The organism is Bradyrhizobium sp. S3.12.5 (assembly GCF_040548225.1).
Lineage (GTDB): Bacteria > Pseudomonadota > Alphaproteobacteria > Rhizobiales > Xanthobacteraceae > Bradyrhizobium > Bradyrhizobium cytisi.
Genome location: NZ_JBEPRF010000003.1, coordinates 72,407 through 98,688 on the forward strand (window position 1 = coordinate 72,407; position 26,282 = coordinate 98,688).

Genomic DNA, 26,282 nt, shown 5'->3' on the forward strand with positions numbered 1-26,282 from the left:
GCAATCCAGAATCCCTCCACGGGCACAGTCTGGATTGCTTCGCTTCGCTCGCAATGACGGCGGAGGCCTTGTAAAAGGGCATTCATGCACAATTCCCCCTTGATTCTTCTCGCCGCGGGCGGCACCGGCGGCCATCTGTTTCCGGCCGAAGCGCTCGGCGTCGAACTGATCCGGCGCGGCTTTCGCGTGCGCCTGGTTACGGATGAGCGCGCGCTGCGCTATAGTGGGCTGTTCAGCAAGGACATGATCGACGTCGTCGCGAGCGAGACGGCGCGCAGTCGCAATCCGGTCCAGCTGGCTTATGCCGGCATCACGCTCGCCACCGGCACGCTGTCCGCTTACCGCCTGATCAAGCGATTGAACCCCGCTGCCGTCATCGGCTTCGGTGGCTATCCGACATTGCCGCCATTGATCGCGGCAAAATTCGCCGGCGTGCCCGGCATCATCCACGAGGCCAATGCGGTGCTCGGCCGCGCCAACCGTTTCTTGTCGAGCCGCGTCCGCGCCATCGCGACGTCGTTGCCGGGCGTGCTCGATCGCGATCCAGCGCTGGCAGCCAAGACCACGACGGTTGGCACGCCGATGCGGCCGACGGTCCTCGCCGCTGCGGCCGAGCCATATGTCGCGCCCGAAGTGAATGGCTCGCTGCGCCTGCTCGTCGTCGGCGGCAGCCAGGGCGCCCGGATCATGGCTGACATCGTGCCGGGCGCGATCGAGCGGCTCGAGCCCGCGTTGTGGGGCCGGCTCGTCCTCACCCAGCAGGTCCGCGACGAGGACATGGCGCGCGTGCGCGCGGTCTACGACAAGCTCAAGATCAATGCCGAGCTCGCGCCGTTCTTCACGGATCTGCCGGCGCGGCTCGCCTCGAACGACCTGGTGGTGTCGCGCTCCGGCGCCGGCACGGTCGCCGAGCTCGCCGCGATCGGCCGACCCTCGATCCTGGTGCCGCTGCCGGGCGCGATCGACCAGGATCAGTTCGCCAATGCCGGCGTGCTGGCCAATGTCGACGGCGCCATTCGCATCCCGCAGACCGAGTTCACCTCGGATCGTCTCGCCGCCGAGATATCCGGTTTCGCGGCCGAGCCGGCGCGCCTTGCCGCCATGGCGGCCGCGGCGAAGGGGGCGGGCCGGCTCGACGCCACCGAGCGGCTGGCCGATCTGGTGGTCAAAGTCGCGGGAATCTGAGCCTAAACGGACCGATTTTCGTATTTTTGCCGTCATGGCCGGGCTTGTCCCGGCCATCCACGTCTTGCATGAAGTAGCTTGGGATTCGTGGATGCCCGGGACAAGCCCGGGCATGACGACGGAACCATGGGATAGAGCATGAGACTGCCGCGCGAGATCGGACCCATCCACTTCGTCGGGATCGGCGGGATCGGCATGAGCGGCATCGCCGAGGTGCTGGTCAATCTCGGCTATTCCGTGCAGGGCTCGGACGCCTCCGACAATTACAATCTCGACCGTTTGCGCAAGAAGGGCGCGAAAGTTTCGGTCGGCCATAAGGCCGAGAATGTCGACGGGGCCGAGGTCGTCGTGGTCTCCACCGCGATCAAGCGCGACAATCCGGAACTGATGGCGGCGCGTGAGCGGCGCATTCCCGTGGTGCGCCGCGCCGAGATGCTGGCCGAGCTGATGCGGCTGAAGAGCTGCGTCGCGATTGCCGGCACGCACGGCAAGACCACCACGACCACGATGGTCGCAACGCTGCTCGATGCCGGCGGGCTCGATCCGACCGTGATCAACGGCGGCATCATCAACGCCTATGGCTCCAACGCGCGTCTCGGCGCCGGCGACTGGATGGTGGTAGAGGCCGACGAGAGCGACGGCACGTTCCTGAAGCTGCCGACCGATGTTGCCATTGTCACCAATGTCGATCCTGAGCATCTCGATCACTTCAAGACCTTCGAGGCCGTGCAGGATGCCTTCCGGCATTTCGTCGAGAACCTGCCGTTCTACGGCTTTGCCGTGATGTGCATCGATCATCCTGTCGTGCAGAACCTCGTCGGCAAGATCGAGGACCGACGCATCATCACTTACGGCGCGAATCCGCAGGCCGATGTGCAGTTTGTCGATCTCACGCCGATGGGGGGCGGATCAAAATTCAAGGTCGCGTTCCGTGATCGCAAAACTGGGACTGTGCACGAGATCGCCGATCTCATGCTGCCGATGCCGGGCCGTCACAATGCCTCCAACGCGACGGCCGCGATCGCGGTCGCGCGCGAGCTCGGCGTTTCAGATGACGCGATCCGCAAGGCGATTGCCGGATTCGGCGGCGTCAAGCGCCGCTTCACCAAGACCGGCGAGTGGAGCGGCATCACCGTGATCGACGATTATGGCCATCACCCGGTCGAGATCGCCGCGGTGCTGAAGGCGGCGCGGGAATCCACCAACGGCAAGATCATCGCCGTGGTGCAGCCGCATCGCTACACCCGCCTGCAATCGCTGTTCGAGGAATTTTGTACCTGCTTCAACGATGCCGATGCTGTTGTCGTCGCCGACGTCTATGCCGCCGGCGAGACGCCGATCGACGGCATCGACCGCGATCATTTCGTAGCTAGCCTGCGCGCGCATGGCCACCGCGAGGTGATCCCGTTGCCGGCAGCCTCCGAGCTTGCGGACATCGTCAAAGGCGTGGCGAAGTCGGGTGATCTCGTCGTCTGTCTCGGTGCCGGCAACATCACGCAATGGGCGTACGCACTGCCCGGCGAATTGAAGGCGCTGGGGTAGGGTGGTGGCATTCCCCGACATCACGCCCGATCTCAAAGCCGCGGTGCCGGATCTTCGCGGGCGGTTGCTGGCCAACCAGTCGCTGGCCGAGCTGACCTGGTTTCGCGTCGGCGGGCCGGCGCAGGTGCTGTTCACGCCGGCGGACGAGGATGATCTCGCTTATTTCCTCGCGCATCTCGCCAAGGATATCCCGGTCTATGTCGTCGGTGTCGGCTCCAACCTCATCGTGCGCGATGGCGGCATTGCCGGCGTGGTGATCCGGCTGGCGCCGCGCACTTTTGGTGAGGCCGCTGCGAACGGTGACGTCGTCACCGCAGGTGCGGCTGCGCTCGACAAGCGCGTCGCGGAGGTCGCGGCTTCTGCCAATATCGGCGGGCTCGAATTCTATTCCGGCATTCCCGGCACGATCGGCGGCGCGATGCGCATGAACGCGGGCGCCAATGGCGGCGAGACCAAGGACGTGCTGATCGAGGCGCGCGGCGTCGGGCGCGACGGCACGAAGCAAGTATTCTCCAACGCCGACATGAAATTCGTCTACCGCAATAGCGGCGTCGACCCCTCCATCATCTTCACCTCCGCACGCTTTCGCGGCGAGATCAGGGATACCGATGCGATCCGCGCGCGCATGGCGGAGGTGCAGAACCACCGCGAGACCGCGCAGCCGATCCGCGAAAAGACCGGCGGGTCGACCTTCAAGAATCCGCCCGGCCATTCCGCCTGGAAGCTGGTCGATGCCGCAGGCTGCCGCGGCCTGCGCGTCGGCGGCGCGCAGGTCTCCGAGATGCACTGCAATTTCCTGATCAACACGGGCGATGCCACCGCGCACGACATCGAGACGCTGGGCGAGACGGTGCGCGAACGCGTGAAGACGAATTCCGGAATTGAGCTGCACTGGGAAATCAAGCGGATCGGGGTTTCCGCTTGAACGACGAGGCAAACAGGCGACGAGAGAACATGCGCACCACGATCCTCTTTGGCGGCTCCAATCGAGAGCGTCTGGTTTCCGTCGCTTCAGCCCAGGCGCTGCATCAGGCGCTGCCCGAGGCCGATCTCTGGTGGTGGGACGTCGAGGACAAGGTGCACGTCGTGCAGACCAAGCAGCTGCTCGAACATTCCCGGCCCTTCGAGGACGAGTTCAAGCCTGGCACGCGCGGCATTCCGCTGGCGCAGGCGCTCGACAGGGCCAGGACTGAAGACCGCGTCCTCGTGCTCAGCCTGCATGGCGGCAGCGCTGAGAACGGCGAATTGCAGGTGATGTGCGAGGCGCGCGGCGTGCCGTTCACAGGCTCCGGCTCGGCCTCCTCGCATCTCGCCTTCGACAAGATCGCGGCCAAGCGCTTTGCTGCGCTCGGCGGCGTGACGCCGCCTGAGGGTATCGCGCTCGAGAATATCGATGATGCCTTCGCCGAGTACGGAAGGCTGATTGCAAAGCCGGCGCGCGATGGCTCCAGCTATGGCCTCATCTTCGTCAACGCCAGGCAGGATCTCGTCGCCGTCCGCAATGCCGCAAAACACGAAGAGTATGTGATCGAGCCCTACATCGCCGGCGTCGAGGCGACCTGCGGCGTGCTGGAGCGCACCGATGGCTCGATCGTCTCGCTGCCGCCGATCGAGATCATTCCGGGCGAGGGCAGTTTCGACTACGCCGCAAAATATCTTTTGAAGTCGACCCAGGAAATCTGCCCGGGCCGCTTCACCCCCGAGGTCACCGCCGCGCTCAAGACCCAGGCGATGCTGGCGCATCGTGCGATGTCCTGCGCCGGCTATTCCCGCTCGGACTTCATCGTCTCGGAGAAGGGGCTGGTCTATCTCGAAACCAACACGCTGCCCGGGCTGACCAAGTCCTCGCTCTACCCCAAGGCACTGAAAGCCGAGGGCATCGCGTTTGTCGACTTCCTCCGCGACCTGATCGAGCTGGCGGTGCGGCGGGTGCGGAAATAGTTAGGATTGGTTAACGGCTGACAGGGCGAAAACGGCCGGTTTGGTGCCCAAAACCGGTAAAATGCCGGATATCGTGGCATAACTGCCTCACAGAGCTGGGCAAAAAGCATTCTCCGTTAACGAACTTTACCTTTTGTTTACCAGGAAGTCCGAAGGTTAACGCTGGCGGCGCATATGGCGTTTTGGCTGCCGGTGCGTGAGCTGTTTCGGATTGTCCCCGACCGGCGAACGCTTTGAAGGGGAGCGGTTTCTTCTGCCGAAGACCCTCACCCGGCCCGGCAGACCGAGACGTCACATTCGCCAGGACCCGCGCGGTGTCGTGGGCAAACTGTTGACGAGCTCGTGCAATGGATGGTGCAGGAAGCCTCACCCGGTCGTTTTTGAGATCGCTGAGGCCCCAAGCTGACCTGAAGGCGGCCGCTATCGGAGCGGTCGTGCTTCTGCGCGAGTGGGTCCAGGACAAGCGCCAGGAAAGACTTGAACAGACGCGTGCTGCTGCCAAGCAAAGGATCAAGGCCAAGGCTGTCGTCGAGCGCGAGCCGCCACCGCGCCTGGTCGCGCTGGTCGAGCGCTACCTGCCGCGCCGGGTCGGGATCAGCTTGACCGTGCTGCTGCTGATCGGCAGCTGCGGCCTCGGCACCGTCAAGGGCGGCCATCTCCAGGATTTCATCACGGCGGTCAGCGACGCGCGCAACGCCATGGCCAATTCGGCCGGCTTCCGCATCACCTCGGTCGTGATCAACGGCCGCAAGCAGCTCAGCCAGGACGAGATTCTCGCGATCGGCGGCGTCAGCGGCCGCTCCTCGCTGCTGTTCCTCGCTGCCGACGACGTCCGCGACAAGCTCAAGGCCAATCCCTGGATTGCGGACGCGACCGTGCTGAAGCTCTATCCGGGCCGGCTCATGATCGAGATCACCGAGCGCAAGGCGTTCGCGCTGTGGCAGGATGCCGGCCGGCTTTCCGTCATCGCCGACGACGGCGCGCTACTCGAACCCTATGTCTCGCGCCGGTTCCTGTCGCTGCCGCTCGTGGTCGGCAAGGGCGCCGACACGCAGGCCCGCGACTTCCTCGCGCTGCTCGCCCGCTATCCGCAGGTGAACTCGGTGACGAAAGCCGCGATCTATGTCGGTGAGCGGCGCTGGAACCTGAGGCTGAAGGACGGCCTCGACATTCGCCTTCCGGAGCAGGATGTCGGCAACGCACTGGCTGCGCTCTCCAAGCTCGATAAGGACGACAGGCTGTTCTCGAAGGATATCGTCGCGATCGACATGCGCCTGCCCGACCGTCTGGTGGTGCAGCTGTCCGATGACGCCGCAAAGGCGCGCGAGGATCTGTTCAAGGACAAGAAGAAAAAGAAGGCCGGGGACGCCGCATGACCGGTCTTGATCGCACCCAGACGCCGAAGACGCGCCCAATGCCGCACAAGCGCGGCGGTCTCGTCGCCTGCCTCGACATCGGCACCAGCAAGATCGCCTGCATGATCGCGCGGCTGAAGCCGTCGGCGCCGAGCGAGGCCTTGGGCGGCCGGACCCACGCGGTCGAACTGATCGGTTACAGCCAGATCCAGTCGCGCGGCATGAAGGCCGGCGCGGTGGTCGATCTCGCCGAATGCGAGCAGGCGGTGCGCCAGGCCGTCGGGCTTGCGGAGAAAATGGCCAAGGTCCGGGTCGAGTCCGTTTTGCTGTCAGTCTCCGGCGGTCGTCTCGCGGGCCAGCTGGTCGAGGCGGCAGCCGATATCCGCGGCGGCGCAGTGACGCCGGCCGATGTCAGCCGCGTCACCTCCACCGGCATGCGCCACGCCACCGGCGAGGGCCGTACCGTGCTGCATGCGCTGCCGGTCGGCTACACGCTCGATGGCGTCAAAGGCATCCGCGATCCCCGCGGCATGGTTGCGCATCAATTCGGCGTCGACATGAATGTCGTCACTTGCGACGCCACCGTGGCGAGGAACCTGATGCTGGCGGTGGAACGCTGCCATCTCAACGTCGAAGCCATGGCGGCGAGCCCCTATGTGGCCGGCCTGTCGGTGCTAACCGACGACGAGGCCGATCTCGGCGCTGCCGTGGTCGAGATGGGTGCGGGCACCACCACCATCGCGGTCTATTCCGGCGGACGTTTCGTGCACGCGGCCGGATTTGCGGTCGGCGGGCAACACATCACGATGGATCTCGCGCGCGGACTCTCGGCGACCATTGCCGATGCCGAGCGAATCAAGACGTTATACGGCACCGTCATCACCGGCGGATCGGACTCGCGTGAGCTGATGTCTGTACCGACAGCCGGTGACGACCAGGATCTGCCGCAGATCGTTTCGCGCGCCACCATCGCCACCATCGTCAAGCATCGTGCCGAGGAAGTCTTCGAAATGGTTCGGGACAAGCTGAAGGATTCGCCCTTCGCGGCAGAGCCTAAGGGCCGTGTCGTGCTCTCCGGCGGAGCCTCGCAGCTCACCGGCCTCGTCGAGCTCGGAACCCAGATTCTCGGCCGGCCCGTGCGGGTCGGACGTCCGCTCGGTTTTGGCCGGCTGCCCAACGAGGCGAAGAACGCCGCGTTCGCGGTGCCGGCCGGACTTCTCGTCTACCCGCAATATGTTCACCACGAACATGTCGAACCGCGGCAAACGCGGCAGCAGGTCAGGACAGGAACAGGCGGTTATTTCGGAAAGGTCGGACGATGGCTACGCGAGGGCTTCTGATGACCGCTTTCCTCAATTGTCGATTTTCACCAACTCCCGCGGCCGCAGGCCGGGGCGAACCCACGCGCGCGTGATCGAGAGGCAAACATGACCATCAGCATCAATGCTCCTGATATTCACGAACTGAAGCCCCGCATCACCGTGTTCGGCGTCGGCGGCGCCGGTGGCAACGCCGTCAACAACATGATCACGGCCGGCCTCCAGGGCGTCGACTTCGTGGTCGCCAATACCGACGCGCAGGCGCTGACGATGTCGAAGGCGCAGCGCATCGTGCAGATGGGCACCGCGGTGACGCAGGGCCTCGGCGCCGGCTCGCAGCCGAACGTCGGCGCTGCTGCCGCGGAAGAAGTCATCGACGAGCTGCGCGATCATCTCTCGGGCGCCAACATGGTGTTCGTCACCGCCGGTATGGGCGGCGGCACCGGCACCGGCGCAGCTCCCGTCATCGCCAAGACCGCCCGCGACATGGGCATCCTCACGGTCGGCGTCGTGACCAAGCCATTCCACTTCGAAGGCGGCCGCCGCATGCGCACCGCTGAAGCCGGCATCAACGAGCTTCACAAGGTTGTCGACACGCTCCTGATTATTCCGAACCAGAACCTGTTCCGGGTTGCCAACGAGAAGACCACGTTTGCCGACGCCTTCGCGATGGCCGACCAGGTGCTCTACTCGGGCGTGGCCTGCATCACCGATTTGATGGTCAAGGAAGGCCTGATCAATCTCGACTTCGCCGACGTGAGAGCGGTGATGAGGGAAATGGGCAAGGCGATGATGGGCACCGGCGAAGCCTCCGGCGACAAGCGCGCGCTGACCGCCGCTGAGGCCGCGATCGCCAACCCGCTGATCGACGACAGCTCGATGAAGGGTGCCAAGGGCCTCCTCATCTCCATCACCGGCGGCAAGGACCTCACCCTGTTCGAGGTCGACGAAGCCGCGACCCGCATCCGCGAGGAAGTCGACCAGGACGCCAACATCATCGTCGGCGCGACCTTCGACGAAGCGCTCGACGGCCTGATCCGCGTCTCGGTCGTCGCCACCGGGATCGAGCAGGCTGCGATCGCCCGCAACACCCAGGGCACCAGCGCTCCGGTTGCGAACGCGGCACCTCAGGTCCAGCAGGCTCCCGCGGCTCCGGCCGCCGCTGCCGAGAGCCGTCTCGCCGACCTGACCGCGCGTCTCCGCGCCGACAACCAGCGCATGGCCGAGCGCGCTCAGAAGCTGGAATCGCAGATCCCGGGTACCGCGCCGGGCGCTGCTGCTCCGATCGCGCCGCGTTCCAATGTCGAACGTGCGGCGCTTGCGGCCATCGCGGCTGCCGTTTCCGAAGTCCCGCAGGCGCCCGCGCCGATGCAGACCTATGGCGACGTCACCGTGCGCCCGATCGCGCAGAAGCCCACGCTGTTTCCGGAGCCCGAGCAGGCGCCGATGGCCATGCATGAGCCAATGACGCCGGAAACCTTCATCCCACCGCAGGCCGAGCGTGCCCCGGCGCGCGCGCCGCGGATGCCGCGCCTCGACGAGCTGCCGATGCCGGCCCAGGCCGAGCTGCGTCAGGCCCGTGGCGAGGTTGAGGAAGAGACGCCGCAAAAGACCCGCCTGTCGCTGCTCCAGCGCCTTGCCAATGTCGGCCTCGGTCGTCGCGACGAGGAGACCGAGGCCCCGATCGCCGCCCGCACCGCCGGTCCCGCCATGCCGGCGCTGCCCGAGCGCAAGGCGCAGCGAACGGTGCAGCAGCAGATCGCCGCCAGCGAACCGGTGTCGGAATATGCCCGCCGGCCCGCGCCGCAGGGTCTCGACGCCCATGGTCGCCCCGCGCCTGTTGCGCCGGCGCCACAGGGAGACGACCATCTTGATATCCCGGCCTTCCTGCGGCGGCAGGCGACCTGAGGATTGTTACAATAAGGCAGACGCAGAAAGGCCCCGGCGGGAAGCTTGCCGGGGCCTTTCCTTTGGTCCCGTGCATATCCGGATTGGGCGTTCAAGCAACTGATTTTAAATCATTAATTACAGGTTCGGTGCTTCAGTAAAGCTGCCGATAACGGCCCCAAACCCCGGCGCAATTTGGTTAAGCCTTGGCGCGAATACGGCTGGTTTGGGGTAACAATCGGTAAAAAAGCGTGAGTTGGCGCTGTTTAAGGCAGTGACTATGGTTCGGCGTGACTTGGGGATACGGAGATTCGGAAGGTCGATCTCGATCGATCAGTCGGGTTTAGTATAAGTCGCAATGGGTCGTAGTGGGGCGGTTCCAGATGAAATTTAGCCGGCAAACAACGCTTCGCGCGCAAGCCAGTGTGGCCGGCGTCGGCGTTCATTCCGGTCTTCCAGTCACCCTTACGCTCGGACCTGCACCTGTCGATGCAGGCTTTATTTTTGTCCGCACCGGGCTCGACGGACGTGACCGCGAGATCCAGGCGACCGCCGAGCAGGTGATCGCGACCGACTTCGCGACCGTCCTCGGTGATCGCAGCGGTCCGCTGGTTTCTACCGCGGAGCACGTGCTGGCTGCGCTGCGGGGCATGGGTGTCGACAACGCCACCATCGAGGTCGACGGTCCCGAGGTGCCGATCATGGACGGCAGCGCCGCTGCGTTCATCGCGGCGATCGATCAGGCCGGTATCGTCAACCAGCCGGCGCAGCGCCGGTTCATCCAGGTTTTGAAGCCGGTCTCGGTCAAGATCGGCGACGCCTTCGGCGAGATTCGGCCCTACGCCAACGGCTTCCGCGCCGAGGTGGAGATCGACTTCACCAATCCCGTCATCGGCCGGCAGAGCTGTGGCTTCGACGTGAGCCCCGAGCGCTTCCGCCGCGAAGTCGGCCGTGCCCGGACCTTCGGTCTGATGGGTGATGTTGCCCGGCTCTGGAGCGCGGGCTATGCGCTAGGCGCCTCCTTTGAAAATACCGTCGTGTTCGACGACGAGCGGCTGCTCAACACCGAGGGCCTGCGCTACGCCGACGAATGCGCTCGCCACAAGGTGCTGGACGTGATCGGCGATCTCGCGCTGGCCGGCCTGCCGCTGCTTGGCGCCTATCGCTCGGTGCGTGGCGGTCACAAGCTCAACCACGCCGTCCTGACCGCATTGCTCGCCGACCGTACCGCCTGGCGGGTGGTCGAGGGCGAAGCGGCCCGCCGCACCACGCGTCCTGTGGCCGAAGTCGGCAGCGGTATTGTTGGCGGCCGGATCGCTGCGGCCTATGGGCCGGACGTGTCCTGAAGCCTGGTGCGGCTGGCGTTTTGTCCGGGAAACTCCTGGTAACCATGATCGGCTAGCATTGCGGCGTTTTCGCCTTAATCCGGGCGGAATGCCTGCCTATCCGATAGGTTAACAATCGTTTTTCGGTTACACCGACGTGGTCGCATGGCAGGCACCACGGTCACATTTCGCGCCCGTGACGGGGATCATGGGCTGGCGGGCACCGCATCACAGGGCGTCAGGTCTTAAATTCATGTCGGCACAGCGTATGACGCGCGGATATCTCTTGGCCTCTCCAAAAGCTCCGACCGGGATTCGTCGGCTGCTTCAGGCCGCGACCCTCTTTCTGCTCGCCTTGCCGCTGGCCGGCTGCGGCACCGGCTCGCTCTGGGACAAGTTCATCGCCAAGGACGATACCTTCGTCGAGGAGCCTGCCGACAAGATCTACAATGAGGGCTTGTACCTCATGAACGAAAAGAAGGACATGAAGGCGGCGAACAAGAAGTTCGAAGAGGTCGACCGCCAGCATCCCTATTCCGACTGGGCGCGCAAATCGCTGCTGATGTCGGCTTACGCGTCCTACCAGGGCGGCGACTATGACAGCTGCATCGGCGCTGCCACCCGCTACGTCACCCTGCATCCCGGCAGCCCGGACGCCGCTTACGCGCAGTATCTGATCGCCGCCTCGCATTACGATCAGATCCCGGATATCAGCCGCGACCAGGCCCGCACCGAGAAGGCGATCGCCTCGCTGGAAGAGGTGGTGCGCAAATATCCGACATCGGAATATGCGACCTCCGCCAAGGCCAAGATCGAGGGCGCGCGCGATCAGCTCGCCGGCAAGGAAATGAATGTCGGCCGCTACTACATGCAGAAGCGCGACTACACGGCGGCGATCAACCGCTACAAGGCCGTGGTGACGCAGTACCAGACCACGCGCCATGTCGAGGAGGCACTCTACCGCCTCACCGAGGCCTACATGTCGATCGGCATCGTCGGCGAGGCCCAGACCGCCGCCGCCGTGCTCGGGCATAATTTTCCCGACAGCCGATGGTACAAGGACGCCTATAATCTTGTAAAATCCGGCGGTCTCGAGCCGAGCGAGAATCAGGGGTCCTGGATCAGCCGGACCTTCAAGGGGATAGGCCTCTAGGTCTCGGCTAGGAAATCTGGTTCCATGCTGGCGCGTCTGTCGATCCGTGACATCGTCCTGATCGAACGGCTCGATATCGAATTCGCCACCGGACTTGCGGTTTTGACCGGCGAGACCGGTGCGGGCAAATCCATCCTGCTCGATGCCTTTGCGCTGGCGCTCGGCGGCCGCGGCGACGCCGGCCTCGTGCGCCATGGCGCGGAGCAGGGGCAGGTTACGGCCGTCTTCGATATCCCGAAGAATCATCCCTCGACGAAAATCCTCGCCGAGAACGGGCTCGACGATACCGGCGAGATGATTCTCCGCCGCGTGCAGCTCGCCGACGGCCGCACCCGCGCTTTCATCAACGATCAGGCGATCAGCGTGCAGACCCTGAAGGCGGTCGGCGCCGCGCTGGTCGAGATCCACGGCCAGCATGACGAGCGCGCGCTGGTCGATGCCGCCACCCATCGCCGCCTGCTTGATGCCTTTGCCGGCCTCGAAAAGGATGTCGCGGCCGTCGAAGCCCTCTGGGACGCGCGCCGCACCGCCAACACCGAGCTGGAAGAGCACCGCGCCGGCATGGAGCGCGCCGCGCGCGAGGCCGACTATCTGCGCCACGCCTCCGACGAGCTGAAGCGGCTCGCGCCGAAGGACGGCGAGGAGACCTCGCTCGCCTCGCGCCGCACCACCATGATGCAGGGCGAGAAAATCGCCTCCGATTTGCGCGAGGCGCAGGAGGTCGTCGGCGGCCATCATTCGCCGGTTGCCGCCCTTTCGACCGCCGTGCGCCGGCTGGAACGCCGCGGTGTCAATTCGCCGGCTCTGGTCGAGCCCGCGGTGAAGGCAATCGACATCGCGATCAACGCGCTGGAGGAGGCCGACCAGCATCTCCAGGCCGCACTTGCCGCGACCGACTTCGATCCGGCCGAGCTCGAACGCATCGAGGAGCGGTTGTTCGCTCTGCGCGCCGCCTCGCGCAAATATTCGACGCCGGTCGATGGCCTGGCGGCACTTGCCGCCAAATACGCCGCCGACGTCGTGCTGATCGATGCCGGCGCCTCGCGCCTGAAGAAGCTGGAGCAGGCCGCGATCGAGGCCGATGCACGCTATGCGGCGGCTGCGAAAAAGCTCTCGGCAGCGCGGCAGAAATCGGCCGAGAAGCTCAACAAGGCCGTCAATGCCGAGCTCGCCCCGCTCAAGCTCGAGCGCGCGAAATTCATGACGCAAGTCGCCACCGACGAGACCGCGCCGGGTCCGCAAGGCTTCGATCGGGTCGAGTTCTGGGTGCAGACCAATCCGGGCACCAGGCCGGGGCCGATGATGAAGGTCGCCTCCGGCGGCGAGCTCTCGCGCTTCCTCTTGGCGCTCAAGGTCGTGCTGTCCGATCGCGGCTCGGCGCCGACCCTGGTGTTCGACGAGATCGACACCGGCGTTGGCGGCGCGGTCGCGGATGCCATCGGCGGACGGCTGGCGCGGCTTGCCGGCAAGGTTCAGGTGATGGCCGTGACCCATGCCCCGCAGGTTGCGGCGCGCGCCGACCAGCATCTGCTGATTTCCAAGGATGCGTTGGACAAGGGCAAGCGCGTCGCCACCCGCGTCAACGCACTCGCCGCCGACCACCGCCGCGAGGAAATCGCCCGCATGCTCGCCGGCGCCGAAATCACGGCCGAGGCGAGGGCGGCCGCGGACCGGCTGCTCAAGGCAGCGACGGCCTGATTTTTTTGTCCCGGACGCGCGAAGCGCGAGCCGGGACCCAGAATGCCGCCCCCGTGGGCCCCGGCTCTGCAATGCACCGCTGAAGAAGCGCTGCATTGCGTCCGGGGAACAAGACCTCCGCCCACCTTTACCCTCCCGCCCGCTCCGTCGTATCCAAGCACCATGGCAAGAGCAGCAAAATCCAAGACGCTTCGTGACGTCGCCGACCTCACCAAGGCGCAGGCCAAGGTCGAGCACATGCGGCTGTCGCTCGAGATCGAGGGACACAACGAGCGCTACTACCAGGACGACGCGCCGACCGTGACCGACGCAGAGTATGACGCCCTGCGCCAGCGCCTCGATGCGATCGAAAAACGCTTTCCGGAATTCGTCAGTGGCGATTCGCCCTCACAGAAGGTCGGCGCGGCGCCATCCGGGCGCTTCAGGAAAGTCCGGCATTCCGTTCCCATGCTTTCGCTCGACAACGCCTTTGCCGAGGAGGACGTCCGCGACTTCGTCGGCCGCATCGTGCGCTTCCTCAAGCTCGACGACGACAAGGTCAATTTCTCGGCCGAGCCGAAGATCGACGGCCTGTCGATGTCGCTGCGCTACGAGGGCGGCGAGCTCGTCACCGCGGCGACGCGCGGCGACGGCGCAATCGGCGAGGATGTCACGGCCAACATCCGCACGCTCGAAGACGTGCCGCAGAAGCTGAAGGGCCGCAACATTCCCGATATCTGCGAGGTCCGCGGCGAGGTCTACATGACCAAGAAGGCCTTTCTCGCGCTCAACGAGCGGCAGAAGGCGGCTGGCGATACCATCTTCGCCAACCCGCGTAATTCGGCCGCGGGCTCCCTGCGGCAGAAGGATCCGACCATCACCGCATCGCGCCCGCTCGGCTTCTTCGCCTATGCCTGGGGCGAGATGAGCGCGATGCCCGAGGACACGCAGAGCGGCATGATCCAGTGGTTCGAGCGCTGCGGCTTCAAGACCAATCCGCTGACCAAGCTATGCCACTCGGTCGAGGAGCTGATCGCGTTCCATCAGAGCATCGAGGAAGAGCGCGCCGAGCTCGACTACGATATCGACGGCGTCGTCTACAAGGTCGATCGCATCGATTGGCAGGAGCGGCTCGGTTTCGTCTCGCGCACGCCGCGTTGGGGCATCGCGCACAAATTCCCGGCCGAACGGGCCGTGACGGTGCTGCGCGACATCGAGATCCAGGTCGGCCGTACCGGCTCGTTCACGCCGGTCGGCAAGCTCGAGCCGGTCGGCGTCGGCGGCGTGATCGTGCAGAACGTCACGCTGCACAACGAGGACTACATCAGGGGCATCGGCAACAAGGGCGAGGTGCTGCGCGAGGGGCGCGACATCCGGATCGGTGATACCGTCGTAGTCCAGCGCGCCGGCGACGTGATCCCGCAGATCGTCGACGTCGTCCTCGACAAGCGCCCGAAGAGCGCCAGGGAATACCACTTCCCGAAGAAGTGCCCGTGTCCGCTGCATACCGACGTCGTGCGCGGGGAGACGGCCGCCGGCGAAGAGGAATCCCGCGCCCGCTGCACTGGCGAGTTTGCCTGCCCCTATCAGAAGATCGAGCATCTCAAGCTGTTCGTGTCGCGGCGCGCCTTCGACATCGACGGTCTCGGCGAGAAGCAGCTGCAGCATTTCTTCGATGAAGGATGGGTGAAGGAGCCCTCCGACATCTTCACACTGGAGAAGCGCAACGCGAAGCTCAAGCTCGAGGAGATCGAGGGCTACGGCGCGACCTCGGTCCGCAATCTGTTCGGTGCCATCGAGAGCCGGCGCAAGATCGCGCTGGAGCGCTTCGTCTATGCGCTCGGCATGCGCCATGTCGGTGAGACAACCGCCTTGGCGCTCGCGCGCGGCTACGGCTCCTGGGAGGCCTTTCACGATGCCTGCCTCAAGGTCGCCAAGGGCGACGAGGAGGCGAAGGCGGAGATGGATGCGCTCGACCAGATCGGCCACACCGTGATCAAGAGCATCGCCGATTATTTCGGCGAGAGTCACAATCGCGGCATTGTCGAGCGGCTGACCAAAGAGGTCGAGATCGTCGACGCGGAGAGGCCGAAGGGCAACTCCGCGGTCGCCGGCAAGACCGTGGTGTTCACCGGCTCCCTGGAGAAGATGACGCGCGACGAAGCCAAGGCGACCGCGGAGCGATTGGGCGCCAAGGTCTCGGGCTCGGTGTCGAAGAAGACCGATCTCGTCGTTGCCGGCCCCGGCGCGGGCTCGAAGCTCGCAGAGGCTAACAAGCACGGCGTCAAGGTACTGACCGAGGACGAGTGGCTCAAGCTGATCGGAGAGTGAGGTCTCTCTTCGTCATTGCGAGGAGCCCTTGCGACGAAGCAATCCAGACTGCATCTGCTGTGACAGTCTGGATTGCTTCGCTTCGCTCGCAATGACGAGGAGAGGGCGCGCAGCGACCTCACATCATCACGCTCTCTTCCCCCTCCGTCTGTTCGATCAATTCCTCGCTCACCATCAGTTCGCGGCGGGGGACGACGAAGATCATCATGCAGGCGCAGAGCAGCGAGACGGCGAGCACGGCCGAGGTCAGCGGCAGCGTCGTTGCGGAGTGGCCGCCGAGATAGGCGCCGAATTGCGACATCAGCGCGCCGATCCCTTGCTGGAGAAAGCCCATCGCGCCTGACGCGGTACCGGCGGCTTCGGGACGGATGCTGATCGCACCGGCGGCGGAGTTCGCCATCACGAAGGCGTTGCCGACCATCACGATCATCTGCGTGCCGAACAGCCAGGCCGGCGCCTCGTTCCAGCCGGTAAAGCTCCAGAGCAGGTTCAACAGGCTGCCGCAGAGTTGCAGGCCGAGCCCGAACCAGATCAGCTTCTCCAGCGAGTGCCGCGGCGCAAAGCGCACGCAGAGCAGGTTGCCGACCAGATACGCAAATCCCGTCGTGGCGAACCACGCGCCGTATTCGGCACTGGTCCGGCCCATCTGCGTCACGACGATGTAGGGGCCCCCGCCGGCGAAGGTGAAGATGATCTGCGACGCCAGCACCTGGCACATCACATAGCCGATGAAGGCCCGGCTCTTGATCAGGGTGCCGACGTCGCTGCGAAAGCCGCCACTGCCGATCGCGCGGTCGCGGCGCGTCTCAGGCAACGCGATGGCGATGCCGACGGCGACTGCAAGCGCGCCGATCGTGACGGCGTAGAAGATCGCCCGCCAGCCAAACGCGGTCTCGATCAGGCCGCCGGTGAGCGGTGAGACCATCTGGCCGATCATCAGGGCGGCGATCACGAGGCTGATCATGGAGGCGACACGGTCGCGCTCGTAGATGTCGCGGATGATGGCCCGGCTGACCACCATGCCCGAGGCGCCGCCGAGCGCCTGGAAGAAGCGTGCTGCGATCAGCTGCGGCAGGGTTTCGGCAAAGATGCAGGCGACGCTGGCCGCGACCATCAACGCGAGGCCGCCAAGCAGTACCGGACGGCGGCCGAACCTGTCCGACAGCGGCCCCATGATCAGCTGCGACAGCGCGATGCCGACCATATAGAGCGACACCGTCATCTGCGCGATCGAGATGTCGCGGCCGAAATTCGTCGCCAGCACGGGCAGCGCCGGCACCAGGATGTAGAGCGAGATCGGCGCGATCCCGGTCATGACGACCAGCAGCAGCAACACCACGCGCGACGTCGCGATGTTCTTCGTCGCCGCCTCCGGCGGTCTGCTGATCATGCCGTGCATGTGCGTCCGTCTTTCGAATTTCGAATCGGACTGTAGCGTGCTTGCACAAGACGGATATCGGCGTTTCGGAATGCCGCTATACGGATTCCGGGACGGTTATGCCGACGGTGCGAATGACCGCCCCGGCCTCCGCTGTCATTCCCCGCGAAGGCGGGGAATCCAGTACCCCGCGGCTTTTCCGCAGGCGTTTACTGCCTCTGGAATACTGGATGCCCCGCCTGCGCGGGGCATGACACTTCTCGTGGGATGAGAGTTGCGCAAATCGCGTAGCGCTATGCGCGGCGCTACGTCAGCTCGACCGTGGCCTGATCGAGCCACGCCTTCGTCACCTCGTCCAGCGCCGGCCCCACCTCGGCGCGGACGCGCGCGTGGTAGGCATTGAGCCAGGCGAGCTCTTCCTTGCTCAGCATCGCCGCGTCGATGAGCCGGCGGTCGATCGGCGCCAGCGTCAGCGTCTCGAACGCATTCATCGATTTCTCAGCACCCTCGATGTCGGCGGCGACCACCAGCTCGAGGTTCTCGATGCGGATGCCAAAACCGTCGGTCTTGTAATAGCCGGGCTCGTTGGAGAGGATCATGCCGCGTTTCAGCGGCGTGGTGCCGAGCTTCGAGATCCGCGCCGGGCCTTCGTGCACACTGAGATAGCTGCCGACGCCGTGGCCGGTGCCGTGCTCGAAATCGACGCCGGCGGCCCAGAGATATTGCCGCGCCAGCGTGTCGAGCTGCGCGCCGGTGGTGCCGTCGGGAAACACCGCACGCGCGATCGCGATGTGGCCGCGGAGCACGCGGGTGAAGCGGTCGCGCATCTCCTCGGTGGGCTCCCCCACCGCCATGGTGCGGGTGACGTCGGTGGTGCCGTCTTCATACTGCGCGCCGGAATCGATCAGCAGCAGGTCGCCGCGGGCGATCCGTCGGTTGCTCTTGCGGGTGACGCGGTAGTGCACGATGGCGCCGTTCGGACCTGTGCCGGAGATGGTCGGGAACGATACGTCCTTCAGCGCACCGGTATCGCGGCGGAACGTCTCCAGCGCCTCGACCGCATCGATCTCGGTGAGCTTGCCGCTTCCTGCCTCGCGATCGATGAAGGCGAGGAAACGCGCCAGTGCAATTGCGTCGCGCCGGTGCGCCGTCTGCGTCCCCTTGATCTCGGTCGCGTTCTTCACGGCCTTCAGCAGCGCAATCGGATCGCTGCCGCGCACCGGCTTGCCGCCGCCGCCCGAGATCAACCGGCTCAGCGCGTCGGCCGCGGTGGCGTTGTCGAGCGCAATCGCAGCGCCGCTCTTGGCGAGCGCCATCAGCGTCGGCGTCAGCGCATCGGGCTCGCGCACATCGGCCGACTGCTCGAGATGGTCGCGCGAGAGGTTGGAGAGCTTGCGGTGGTCGATGAAGACGGTTGGCCGGCCGACCTTGGGCACCAGCGCGTAGGACAGCGGCAGCGGCGTATGCGCGACGTCGGCGCCGCGGATGTTGAAGGTCCAGGCGACCGCGTGGCTATCCGACAGCACCAGCGCGTCGGCCCCCAATTTCTCGATCTCGCTCTTGATCTGGGCCAGCTTCTCGGCCTCGGCGACACCGGCATATTGCAGGCCGTGGATCGCGACCGGCGCGACGGGCGGCTGCGGCCGATCCTGCCAGACCGCGTCGACCGGATTGCTGTCGACCGCCACCAGTTCGGCACCGGCCTTCGCACAGGCGGCCGAGAGACGCTCGGTTGCCGCAAAAGTGTGCAGCCACGGATCAAATCCCAGGCGATCGCCGGATTTGAGATGCGCCGAGACCCAGCTCTCCGGCGGCGGATCGATCAGCGACTCCACCGCCCACGCCTTGGCGTCGATCTGCTTGGCCGCCTGGATCGTGTAACGGCCATCGACGAACAATGCAGCTTCCTGGCTCAGCACCACGGCGAGCCCGGCCGAGCCGGTAAAGCCGGTCAGCCAGGCGAGCCGCTCTTCGGAGGGGGCCACATACTCATTCTGCTGCTGATCGGCGCGCGGAATGACGAAGCCGGTCAGCTTGCGGCGGACGAGCTCTTCACGGAGTGCGGCGAGCCGCGCCGCCAGTGCGACGCCGGCTTCGGGCTCCTCGAACGTCTGAAAGTGTGCTTCGAACATGGCTCAGTTTAGGATCATGAGGATCAGTCCGCAATGTAGACGCATTTGAGGTCGCATCTGGCATGGACCGTGCTTGAAATAGTTCCATTCGAATTGAGTGGAGTAAAGGATGCAGCAGTTGCGCTTCGTCCGAATAACAGGGAAATTCGAGCAAGTGGTTCATCTCAACGGCGAGGGGACACACGATGCCAGCGTTCACGTTTGAGAAGATTTCGCCGCCGGTGCGCCGCGCACCCGCAGCAACGACACCGAAGAAGCCGCGCGGCCTCATCAGCCAGATGATGGATCGCGTCGCCGAGCGGCGCGCCAAGCGGGCGTTGCAGGATGAGCGCGCGATGCGCCGGGACGACAAGCCGGCGGAGTAGCGCGGCCTTCCTTCCGCGGACGCAGCTTACCCCATCTTCCGCAGCAACAAGCTGCTCCACCCCTCGATCCGCAGATGCCGCAACGGCACGAGGCCGCGCGCGCGATAGGCGGCGATCACGGCGGGGGCCTGGTGGGTCAACAGGCCGGAGAGAATGACACGGGCGCGGGGCGCAAGATGTCGGACCATCGGACCTGCCAGTTGGCGTAACGGATTGGCAAGGATGTTGGCCAGCACCAGGTCGAACGGGCCGCTTTTGGCAAAGTCCGGCGCAGCGAAGCCGGTGGCCCGGATCACCCGCACGTATTGACCAGCTTCGTTCAGGGCCGCGTTCTCGGCCGCGACCCGCACGGAAGGCGGGTCGATGTCGGAGGCCAGCACCGCGCGATGCAGCGCTTTGGCTGCCGCGATCCCCAACACGCCGGTGCCGGTGCCGAGGTCGAGTACGCGCTTCGGCCGTGCGTGTTTCAGGACATGGTCAAGCAGAAGTAAACAGCCACGCGTGGTGCCGTGGTGGCCGGTTCCGAACGCGAGCGCCGCCTCGATCTCGATGGCGAGCTTGTTTTGCGCCACGCGGTCGCGGTCGTGGCTGCCATGGACGACGAATCGTCCGGCCGGCACCGGGACGAGATCCTCCAGGCTCGCCTTGACCCAGTCCTTGGCCTCGATCGTGTCGAAGACAAGCGTGGCGGCGATATCATTTCCTGCTGAAGTTGCAACGAGTTCGCGGAGCAATTCCTGATCCGGCGCCTCGGCAAAATGCAGCGTGACGTCCCATTGTCCGTCGGGCCGCTCGAAGGCGGCGACCGCCGCATCGCCCTCGAAAAAGACCTCCGTGAGCACGTCGACGACACGCCTGGCGGCAGCCTCGTTGGGAAGCGAAAAATTGGCGCGATGGGTAGGGGAAGGCTGCATTCTAGGGGTCCGTCCGCTTCAATTTTTGGAACTTTTAGTCACAATTTTCCGCGTAACTTGCAGTTCCCAGATTAACCCCGCCGTAGGTTGTGGACCGTACTTTCCCGGATGTTAGACCCAACCAACACACCTTGAGATGGAAATGGAGGCGAATCTTGAAGCGCATGGTTTCGAAGTTCTGGTCCGATGAATCCGGTGCGACTGCGATCGAATACGGCCTGATCGCAGCCGGTATCGCACTGGCGATCATCACCGTGGTTAACAGCCTGGGCACCACCATGAACGACAAGTTCGGTTCGATTAGCAGCTCCTTGAAGTAATTTCTGCCTCCGATTTCCTAGCGGGGCCGCTTTCTTCATAGATGGCTTTTTCGACGACCGCCCGCTGGGGGGAATTGCTCCTGGCGGGTGAAGTCGTTTTTGAGCTCGTTTCGGTAGGAGCTCCACAGGTTGTCCGCTCATGGATCAACTCGCGACCCGCCGGCTTATACGCGGCTTATCAACCCCTTCTCCACAGCTTGATCCCGGCCCGTACCAAGCCGCCCGGCCAGGTTTCCACGGCTTCACCACAGCTCTGCCAACAGGCCTGTCCACAGCCCGTCCACAGACCTATCCACGGCTTGCGAACAGGCCGCGGTGATCCCGCAAGATCGCCTGCGCCGCGTTGTGGCCGGGCGCGCCGGTGACGCCGCCGCCGGGATGGGCGCCGGAGCCGCAGTGATAGAGGCCCTTCAGGGGTCCGCGATAATCGGCATGGCCCAGCATCGGCCGCGCCGAGAACAGCTGGTTCAAGGTCAGTGCTCCGTGGAAGATGTCGCCGCCGAGGAGCCCAAACTGCCGTTCAAGATCGAGCGGGGAGAGGATCTGGCGCCCGAGCACGCTTGTTCCAAAGCCCGGCGCGTAGCTGTCCACCGTCGCGATCATGAGATCGGCGACCTCCTCGCGGTGGTCGTCCCAGGACTTGCCGTCCGGCAGCTCCGGCGCGACGTGCTGGCAGAACAAGCTCGCGACGTGTTGTCCCGCGGGCGCGAGCGTGTCGTCGAGCGTCGAGGGGATCAGCATCTCGACGATCGGCTGCCGGCTCCAGCCCTGCGCCCGTGCATCGAGATACGCGCGGTCCATATAGTCGAGATCAGGCGCCAGGATGATGCCGGAGGTGAGATGATCGCCATCGCCAGGCAACGCGGTGAAAGAGGGCAGGCGATCCAGTGCCACGTTCATGCGGAAGGTGCCGGAGCCGTTCTTCCAGTGACGGATGCGGGCGAGGAAATCGGACGGAAGGGCGTCGGCCGCGATCATCCGCGTGTAGAGCAGCTTTGGATTGACGTTGGCCGCGACATATTTGGCGCGGATCGACGTGCCATTCTCCAGCACCACGCCGGCGGCGCGGTCGCGCTCGACGATCACCTCGCGCACGCCGGCATCGGTGTCGATCGTGACGCCGCGCCCGCGCGCAGCGCGCGCCATCGCCTGCGTGATCGCGCCCATGCCGCCGATGGCGTGGCCCCAGACGCCCTTCTTGCCGTTCACCTCGCCGAAGGCATGATGCAGCATCACATAGGCCGAGCCGGCGGCGTAGGGGCTCGCATAATTGCCGACGATGGCGTCGAAGCCGAACAACGCCTTGACCAGATCGTGCTCGAACCGCTCGTCCAGCATCTCGCCGGCGGAGCGGGTGAAGAGATCGAGCAGGCTGCGGCTTTGCTCCAGCGTCAGGCCGCGCAGGATGTTGGCCGTACTCAACGCGTTCGCGGCCTCGCGGATCGCGCCAATGCCAAAGCTGCCGAGCAGGTTCGGTGGCGCCCGCAGCACGAACTGCCTCAGCACGTCGGCGATGTCCTCGAGCTCGCGCGAAAACCCGTCGAGCGCGTCGGCATCGCGCGCACTGAGCCGCGCGACGGAGGCCTTCGTCCGCCCCTCGCCGGTGAGGAGATAGTTGCCGTCGGGTGCGGGCAGAAAATTCTGGGCGCGCCGTTCGACGACGCGCAGGCCCTGCTCGGTAAGGCCCAGATCGCGGATCACCTGCGGGTTGAGCAGGCTCACGGTGTAGGCCGCGACCGAATTGCTGAAGCCCGGATGAAACTCCTCCGTGACCGCCGCCCCGCCGACCACCTTGCGGCGCTCGACCACATGCACGCGCAAGCCCGCCATCGCGAGATAGGCTGCGCAGGTGAGGCCGTTATGGCCAGCGCCGATGATGACGACGTCGGTTTCGCTCATGATTGATTTCAGAATGTTCCACGGTCATTCCAGATGGTCCAGAGGACCGCGCCGGAATGACAGCTGTATATCAGGCATTTCCTGATGCAACATCACGAGACCATTTATTGCCCGTTCAGGCGCGGTGTGCTCCATTGCGCGCGCCCGGCGGCCGCCGGGGGTAAGCCGGAGCTTCCATGGATTCGATCGTGCAACCCGCCGCCACGGAGCAGCCGTCCACGTCGCGCAACCGGCTGCTGCTGACGGTCTATACCGCCGCGATCTTCGTCAGCGCGCTGCTGCTGTTCTCGGTGCAGCCGCTGTTCACGAAAATGGTGCTGCCGCGGCTCGGCGGCTCGCCGGCGGTGTGGTCGGTGGCGATGGTGTTCTTCCAGTCGCTGCTGCTGGCGGGCTACGCCTATGCGCATCTCCTCATGCAGATCAGGAATCGCGTGGTTCCGGTGGTGGTGCATCTCGTGCTGCTGATCGCGGCCTTCGTCACGCTGCCGCTCGGGATTGCCACTGCTTATGGCGAGCCACCAGCGTCCGGTTACGCATTCTGGCTGCTCGGCCTGTTCGTGATGTCGATCGGCGTGCCGTTCTTCGCGCTTGCCGCCAACAATCCGCTGCTGCAGGCCTGGTTCGTCCGCACCGGCCATCCTGATGGCCGCGATCCCTATTTCCTCTATGCCTCCTCCAACATCGGCAGCTTCCTCGCGCTGTTGTCCTATCCGTTCCTGCTGGAGCCGATGTACACGCTGCACACGCAGAACCGGCTCTGGACCGGCGGCTATGGCGTCTTGATTCTTCTGATTGCGGCCTGTGGCGTGCTGTTGCTGCGCTCGCCGAAGCTCGCGGTGGCCGACGCGCGCACCGAGGACGCAAACACGCCGGCGCCGACGCTGGTGACGCGGCTGCGCTGGATCTTCCTCGCCGCGGTGCCGTCAGGGCTGCTCATCGCAGTCACCGCGCATATCTCGACCGACGTCGCGGCGGCGCCGCTGCTGTGGGTGCTGCCACTGTCGCTATATCTGCTGACCTGGGTGCTAGTGTTCCAGTCGCGGCCGCTGTTGCCGCACAAATGGATGCTGATGCTGCAGCCGGTCGCGATCGCGGGCGTCATCTTTCTGCTCGCCTTCGGCGGCGAGCAGAATTTGCTGCTCACGCTCGGCGGCCATCAATTGTGCTTCTTCGTCATCGCCATGGCCTGCCACGGCGAACTGGCGCGGACCCGGCCCGCAGCCAAATATCTCACCGGATTCTATGTCGCGCTGTCGTTCGGCGGCATGGTAGGCGGTCTCTTTGCAGGCCTCGTCGCGCCATTCACCTTCTCATGGATCGCCGAATATCCGATCCTGGTCGCGCTCGCCGCGCTCTGCCGGCCGTCGGCGAGCGAGCGTCTTGCGGGCGTCGTGAGATGGTACTGGCTGGCGCTTGCCGTTCTCGCGGCGGCGCTGGTTGCACCGACGTACATGACAGGGGATCTTTCGACCTGGTTCGAGGATCACCGCGTCTGGGTCGCCGGCGCCGTCGGCGTGCTCGCAGCGCTTCTGGCGTTGGCGCTCAATGCGGATCGCTGGAAGATCTTTGCGACAGTCGCGCTGGCGCTGGCCCTGATGCGGATCTATCCGGCCGACGAGGGCCGCGTCACCACGGTGCGCAGCTTCTTCGGCGTGCACAAGATCGTGGTGACGCCGGGCGGCTATTTCCACGTGCTGATGCACGGCACCACGATTCACGGCGCCGAGCGCTTCCGCAACAATGACGGCACGCCCGTCACCGGCCGGCCCGAGCCGATCACCTATTATCATAAGGATGGCGGCATCGGTCAGGCCATCACCGCGATGCGCGAGCGCAAGGGCGCGCCGTTGAAGGTCGCGGCGATCGGTGTCGGATCGGGCACGCTCGCCTGCGCCGCGGAGCCCGGCGAGGACTGGAAATTTTTCGAGATCGACCAGTCCATGGTCGATGCCGCGCGTGACCCCAAAAATTTCCGCTACATCTCGAGCTGCCTGCCGGACCTGAAGCCGGTGATTGGGGATGCGCGTCTCACGTTCGCCAGGGAGCCCGACGGTGTCTACGACCTCATCATCGTCGATGCCTATTCGTCGGATGCGATCCCGATCCATCTCGCGACCGAGGAGGCGATGAAGATCTACAAGGACAAGCTCGCCCCGCACGGCGCCGTGGTGATGCACGTCTCCAACCGGCACCTCGATCTCGAGCCCGTCGTGGTCGGGATCGCCGATGCCAACGATCTGAAGAGCTGGGTCTACGACGAGGATTCGGGCCGCGACGCCGACTACATCTTCTCCACCGACGTCGTCATCTCCGCGCGCGAAGCTGATGACGTCGGCAAGCTGGCGTCCTCCAAGCAATGGGAGGAGACCGACGCGGACGAGAAGGTGCGGGTCTGGACCGACGACTATTCCAACATCCTGGGCGCGCTGTATCGACGCTTGCGCTACGGCGAGCAGTAACGCTCGGACTTACGGCTCGACCGGCGTTCCCGCAGGCAGCGCAATTCCCTTCTCGCCGGCGACCTGCCGCAACAGGTCGGGCCGGTCGGAGATGATGCCGTCGACGCCGATCTCGATCATACGCGCCATGTCGTCGGGCTTGTTGACGGTCCAGACCACCACGCGCAATCCCTGAGTCTGGGCTTCAGTGACAAGCGCCGCGGTCACGTCGCCGAAATAGGGCGACCACACCGCGCCGCCCGCGGCCTTGATCGTGCGCGGCAGCGAGCCGCCGTGATCGGCCGGGCTGTAACCCGCCGTCCAGCTGGTGGCCTTGTCGAGGACGACGGTCGGTGCCGAGCCGCGCTGGAGCGTCAGGTACACGGTCGGAATTGTCGGGGCCTGCTGCTGGACCAGCAGCAGGGTCCGCCAGTCGAATGACTGGATCATGACGCGGTCGGAAAATTTCTCGTCTGCGATCACCCCGAGCAGCTTTGCGACGAAGGCCTGTGGGCCAAGCGATTCATCCGGATGATCCGGATCGATCTTGGTCTCGATATTGAAGCGCACGCGTTCGTTGCCGGATTTGCGCACCAGCGCGAACAGCTCCTTCAGCGTGGGAATGCGGGTCCCCGGCACGGCGCGCTGGTCGGGAAATTGCTTCGCATAGGCGCTGTCCGGCCGGATTTGGCCGACGTCGTAGGCCCTGGCATCGGCGAACCGCAGTTTCACGAAAGGCGTGCCGGGCGCCGTGACATAGGCGCCATTCGCATCCCGCGCGAGATCGGGATTGAGCCCGCGCTCATGCGACACGACGACCTCGCCGTCGGCGGTGACGCCGACGTCCAGTTCCAGCGTGTCCACGCCCATCGCGAGGGCATTGGCAAAGGCCGGCAGGGTGTTCTCCGGCAGCAGCGCCCGCCCGCCGCGATGCGCCTCGAGATCGAAAGCCATGGCCTTTCCCGAAATGAGAAGTGACAGCAAAGTCAATATTGTCGTAGTACGTGACGTCATCACAGTTCCGGTGGCAAGTGAAACAACAATGCTTGAACGCGGCTGAGCGCGTCCAGCCTGTTTTACAGCCTTTTGCGCCTGTTGAAACCTGGGGCCGCAGCTTGCGG

At 65.1% G+C, this 26,282-nt stretch carries 19 protein-coding genes; 14 read left to right on the top strand and 5 right to left on the bottom strand.

Annotated features, from left to right (window positions below; all coding sequences use genetic code 11):
• Positions 1-84: 84 nt before the first annotated feature.
• The 11 genes from murG to ligA all read left to right on the top strand — a co-directional run bounded on the left by murG (position 85) and on the right by ligA (position 15,715).
• A complete protein-coding gene (gene murG / locus ABIC09_RS04470) occupies positions 85-1,185 on the top strand; it encodes an undecaprenyldiphospho-muramoylpentapeptide beta-N-acetylglucosaminyltransferase (protein ID WP_354108519.1) in 1,101 nt (366 codons plus the stop codon).
• 138 nt (positions 1,186-1,323) lie between these two features.
• Positions 1,324-2,727 (top strand): UDP-N-acetylmuramate--L-alanine ligase, encoded by a 1,404-nt coding sequence (murC, locus tag ABIC09_RS04475; protein ID WP_354108520.1) that lies wholly within the window; start codon positions 1,324-1,326, stop codon positions 2,725-2,727.
• A 4-nt stretch (positions 2,728-2,731) separates the two neighbouring features.
• Positions 2,732-3,652, top strand: a complete 921-nt coding sequence (gene murB / locus ABIC09_RS04480; protein ID WP_354108521.1) for a UDP-N-acetylmuramate dehydrogenase — start codon at positions 2,732-2,734, stop codon at positions 3,650-3,652.
• Between the two features lie 29 nt (positions 3,653-3,681).
• Positions 3,682-4,668: a D-alanine--D-alanine ligase family protein gene (locus tag ABIC09_RS04485; protein WP_354108522.1), complete on the top strand. Its 987-nt coding sequence runs from the start codon at positions 3,682-3,684 to the stop codon at positions 4,666-4,668.
• A 347-nt stretch (positions 4,669-5,015) separates the two neighbouring features.
• Positions 5,016-6,044, top strand: a complete 1,029-nt coding sequence (locus ABIC09_RS04490; protein WP_148754095.1) for a cell division protein FtsQ/DivIB — start codon at positions 5,016-5,018, stop codon at positions 6,042-6,044.
• Complete coding sequence (gene ftsA / locus ABIC09_RS04495) at positions 6,041-7,363, top strand: cell division protein FtsA (protein WP_354034272.1); 1,323 nt, start codon at positions 6,041-6,043, stop codon at positions 7,361-7,363. The genes ABIC09_RS04490 and ftsA overlap by 4 nt, the downstream gene beginning before the upstream one ends.
• 87 nt (positions 7,364-7,450) lie before the next feature.
• Positions 7,451-9,250, top strand: a complete 1,800-nt coding sequence (gene ftsZ, locus ABIC09_RS04500; RefSeq protein WP_354108523.1) for a cell division protein FtsZ — start codon at positions 7,451-7,453, stop codon at positions 9,248-9,250.
• Between the two features lie 362 nt (positions 9,251-9,612).
• Positions 9,613-10,575, top strand: a complete 963-nt coding sequence (gene lpxC / locus ABIC09_RS04505; RefSeq protein ID WP_354108524.1) for a UDP-3-O-acyl-N-acetylglucosamine deacetylase — start codon at positions 9,613-9,615, stop codon at positions 10,573-10,575.
• A gap of 232 nt (positions 10,576-10,807) precedes the next feature.
• Positions 10,808-11,707 (top strand): outer membrane protein assembly factor BamD, encoded by a 900-nt coding sequence (locus ABIC09_RS04510; protein ID WP_148754099.1) that lies wholly within the window; start codon positions 10,808-10,810, stop codon positions 11,705-11,707.
• Between the two features lie 24 nt (positions 11,708-11,731).
• Positions 11,732-13,405, top strand: a complete 1,674-nt coding sequence (recN, locus tag ABIC09_RS04515) for a DNA repair protein RecN (protein ID WP_354034269.1) — start codon at positions 11,732-11,734, stop codon at positions 13,403-13,405.
• Between the two features lie 162 nt (positions 13,406-13,567).
• Positions 13,568-15,715 carry an NAD-dependent DNA ligase LigA gene (ligA, locus tag ABIC09_RS04520; RefSeq protein WP_354108525.1) on the top strand — a complete coding sequence of 716 codons (2,148 nt, stop codon included), beginning with the start codon at positions 13,568-13,570 and terminating at the stop codon, positions 15,713-15,715.
• A gap of 118 nt (positions 15,716-15,833) precedes the next feature.
• Here the strand turns inward: ligA and ABIC09_RS04525 are convergent, their stop codons facing one another.
• Together ABIC09_RS04525 and ABIC09_RS04530 are read right to left on the bottom strand one after the other, a co-directional pair.
• Complete coding sequence (locus tag ABIC09_RS04525) at positions 15,834-17,114, bottom strand: multidrug effflux MFS transporter (RefSeq protein ID WP_354108526.1); 1,281 nt, start codon at positions 17,112-17,114, stop codon at positions 15,834-15,836.
• A gap of 284 nt (positions 17,115-17,398) precedes the next feature.
• On the bottom strand, positions 17,399-19,225 hold the full coding sequence (locus tag ABIC09_RS04530; RefSeq protein ID WP_354108527.1) for an aminopeptidase P family protein: 1,827 nt from the start codon (positions 19,223-19,225) through the stop codon (positions 17,399-17,401).
• Positions 19,226-19,410: 185 nt separating this feature from the next.
• Between ABIC09_RS04530 and ABIC09_RS04535 the strand changes: the two genes are divergently transcribed.
• Positions 19,411-19,590: a hypothetical protein gene (locus ABIC09_RS04535; RefSeq protein ID WP_354108528.1), complete on the top strand. Its 180-nt coding sequence runs from the start codon at positions 19,411-19,413 to the stop codon at positions 19,588-19,590.
• Between the two features lie 26 nt (positions 19,591-19,616).
• Here ABIC09_RS04535 and ABIC09_RS04540 read toward each other — a convergent pair whose 3' ends face one another.
• Complete coding sequence (locus ABIC09_RS04540) at positions 19,617-20,504, bottom strand: 50S ribosomal protein L11 methyltransferase (protein ID WP_354108529.1); 888 nt, start codon at positions 20,502-20,504, stop codon at positions 19,617-19,619.
• 164 nt (positions 20,505-20,668) lie between these two features.
• On the opposite strand from ABIC09_RS04540, the gene ABIC09_RS04545 reads away from it, so the two are divergent.
• Positions 20,669-20,824: a Flp family type IVb pilin gene (locus tag ABIC09_RS04545; RefSeq protein ID WP_148754203.1), complete on the top strand. Its 156-nt coding sequence runs from the start codon at positions 20,669-20,671 to the stop codon at positions 20,822-20,824.
• A gap of 288 nt (positions 20,825-21,112) precedes the next feature.
• On the opposite strand, the gene ABIC09_RS04550 is transcribed toward ABIC09_RS04545, so the two are convergent.
• Positions 21,113-22,723: a phytoene desaturase family protein gene (locus ABIC09_RS04550; RefSeq protein ID WP_354108530.1), complete on the bottom strand. Its 1,611-nt coding sequence runs from the start codon at positions 22,721-22,723 to the stop codon at positions 21,113-21,115.
• A gap of 176 nt (positions 22,724-22,899) precedes the next feature.
• Here ABIC09_RS04550 and ABIC09_RS04555 point away from each other — a divergent pair, with 176 nt between their 5' ends.
• A complete protein-coding gene (locus tag ABIC09_RS04555) occupies positions 22,900-25,182 on the top strand; it encodes a spermidine synthase (RefSeq protein WP_354108531.1) in 2,283 nt (760 codons plus the stop codon).
• 9 nt (positions 25,183-25,191) lie between these two features.
• Here ABIC09_RS04555 and ABIC09_RS04560 read toward each other — a convergent pair whose 3' ends face one another.
• Positions 25,192-26,175, bottom strand: a complete 984-nt coding sequence (locus ABIC09_RS04560; protein ID WP_354083462.1) for a glycerophosphodiester phosphodiesterase — start codon at positions 26,173-26,175, stop codon at positions 25,192-25,194.
• Between the last annotated feature and the right edge of the window lie 107 nt (positions 26,176-26,282).

What these genes read in the sequence shown, in the direction of transcription:
- murG (WP_354108519.1), top strand. Translation starts at nt 85, where the DNA reads ATGCACAATTCCCCCTTGATTCTTCTCGCCGCGGGCGGCACCGGCGGC.
- murC (WP_354108520.1), top strand. Translation starts at nt 1,324, where the DNA reads ATGAGACTGCCGCGCGAGATCGGACCCATCCACTTCGTCGGGATCGGC.
- ABIC09_RS04485 (WP_354108522.1), top strand. Translation starts at nt 3,682, where the DNA reads ATGCGCACCACGATCCTCTTTGGCGGCTCCAATCGAGAGCGTCTGGTT.
- ABIC09_RS04490 (WP_148754095.1), top strand. Translation starts at nt 5,016, where the DNA reads ATGGATGGTGCAGGAAGCCTCACCCGGTCGTTTTTGAGATCGCTGAGG.
- ftsA (WP_354034272.1), top strand. Translation starts at nt 6,041, where the DNA reads ATGACCGGTCTTGATCGCACCCAGACGCCGAAGACGCGCCCAATGCCG.
- ftsZ (WP_354108523.1), top strand. Translation starts at nt 7,451, where the DNA reads ATGACCATCAGCATCAATGCTCCTGATATTCACGAACTGAAGCCCCGC.
- lpxC (WP_354108524.1), top strand. Translation starts at nt 9,613, where the DNA reads ATGAAATTTAGCCGGCAAACAACGCTTCGCGCGCAAGCCAGTGTGGCC.
- ABIC09_RS04510 (WP_148754099.1), top strand. Translation starts at nt 10,808, where the DNA reads ATGTCGGCACAGCGTATGACGCGCGGATATCTCTTGGCCTCTCCAAAA.
- recN (WP_354034269.1), top strand. Translation starts at nt 11,732, where the DNA reads ATGCTGGCGCGTCTGTCGATCCGTGACATCGTCCTGATCGAACGGCTC.
- ligA (WP_354108525.1), top strand. Translation starts at nt 13,568, where the DNA reads ATGGCAAGAGCAGCAAAATCCAAGACGCTTCGTGACGTCGCCGACCTC.
- ABIC09_RS04525 (WP_354108526.1), bottom strand. Translation starts at nt 17,114, where the DNA reads ATGCACGGCATGATCAGCAGACCGCCGGAGGCGGCGACGAAGAACATC.
- ABIC09_RS04530 (WP_354108527.1), bottom strand. Translation starts at nt 19,225, where the DNA reads ATGTTCGAAGCACACTTTCAGACGTTCGAGGAGCCCGAAGCCGGCGTC.
- ABIC09_RS04535 (WP_354108528.1), top strand. Translation starts at nt 19,411, where the DNA reads ATGCCAGCGTTCACGTTTGAGAAGATTTCGCCGCCGGTGCGCCGCGCA.
- ABIC09_RS04540 (WP_354108529.1), bottom strand. Translation starts at nt 20,504, where the DNA reads ATGCAGCCTTCCCCTACCCATCGCGCCAATTTTTCGCTTCCCAACGAG.
- ABIC09_RS04545 (WP_148754203.1), top strand. Translation starts at nt 20,669, where the DNA reads ATGGTTTCGAAGTTCTGGTCCGATGAATCCGGTGCGACTGCGATCGAA.
- ABIC09_RS04550 (WP_354108530.1), bottom strand. Translation starts at nt 22,723, where the DNA reads ATGAGCGAAACCGACGTCGTCATCATCGGCGCTGGCCATAACGGCCTC.
- ABIC09_RS04555 (WP_354108531.1), top strand. Translation starts at nt 22,900, where the DNA reads ATGGATTCGATCGTGCAACCCGCCGCCACGGAGCAGCCGTCCACGTCG.
- ABIC09_RS04560 (WP_354083462.1), bottom strand. Translation starts at nt 26,175, where the DNA reads ATGACGTCACGTACTACGACAATATTGACTTTGCTGTCACTTCTCATT.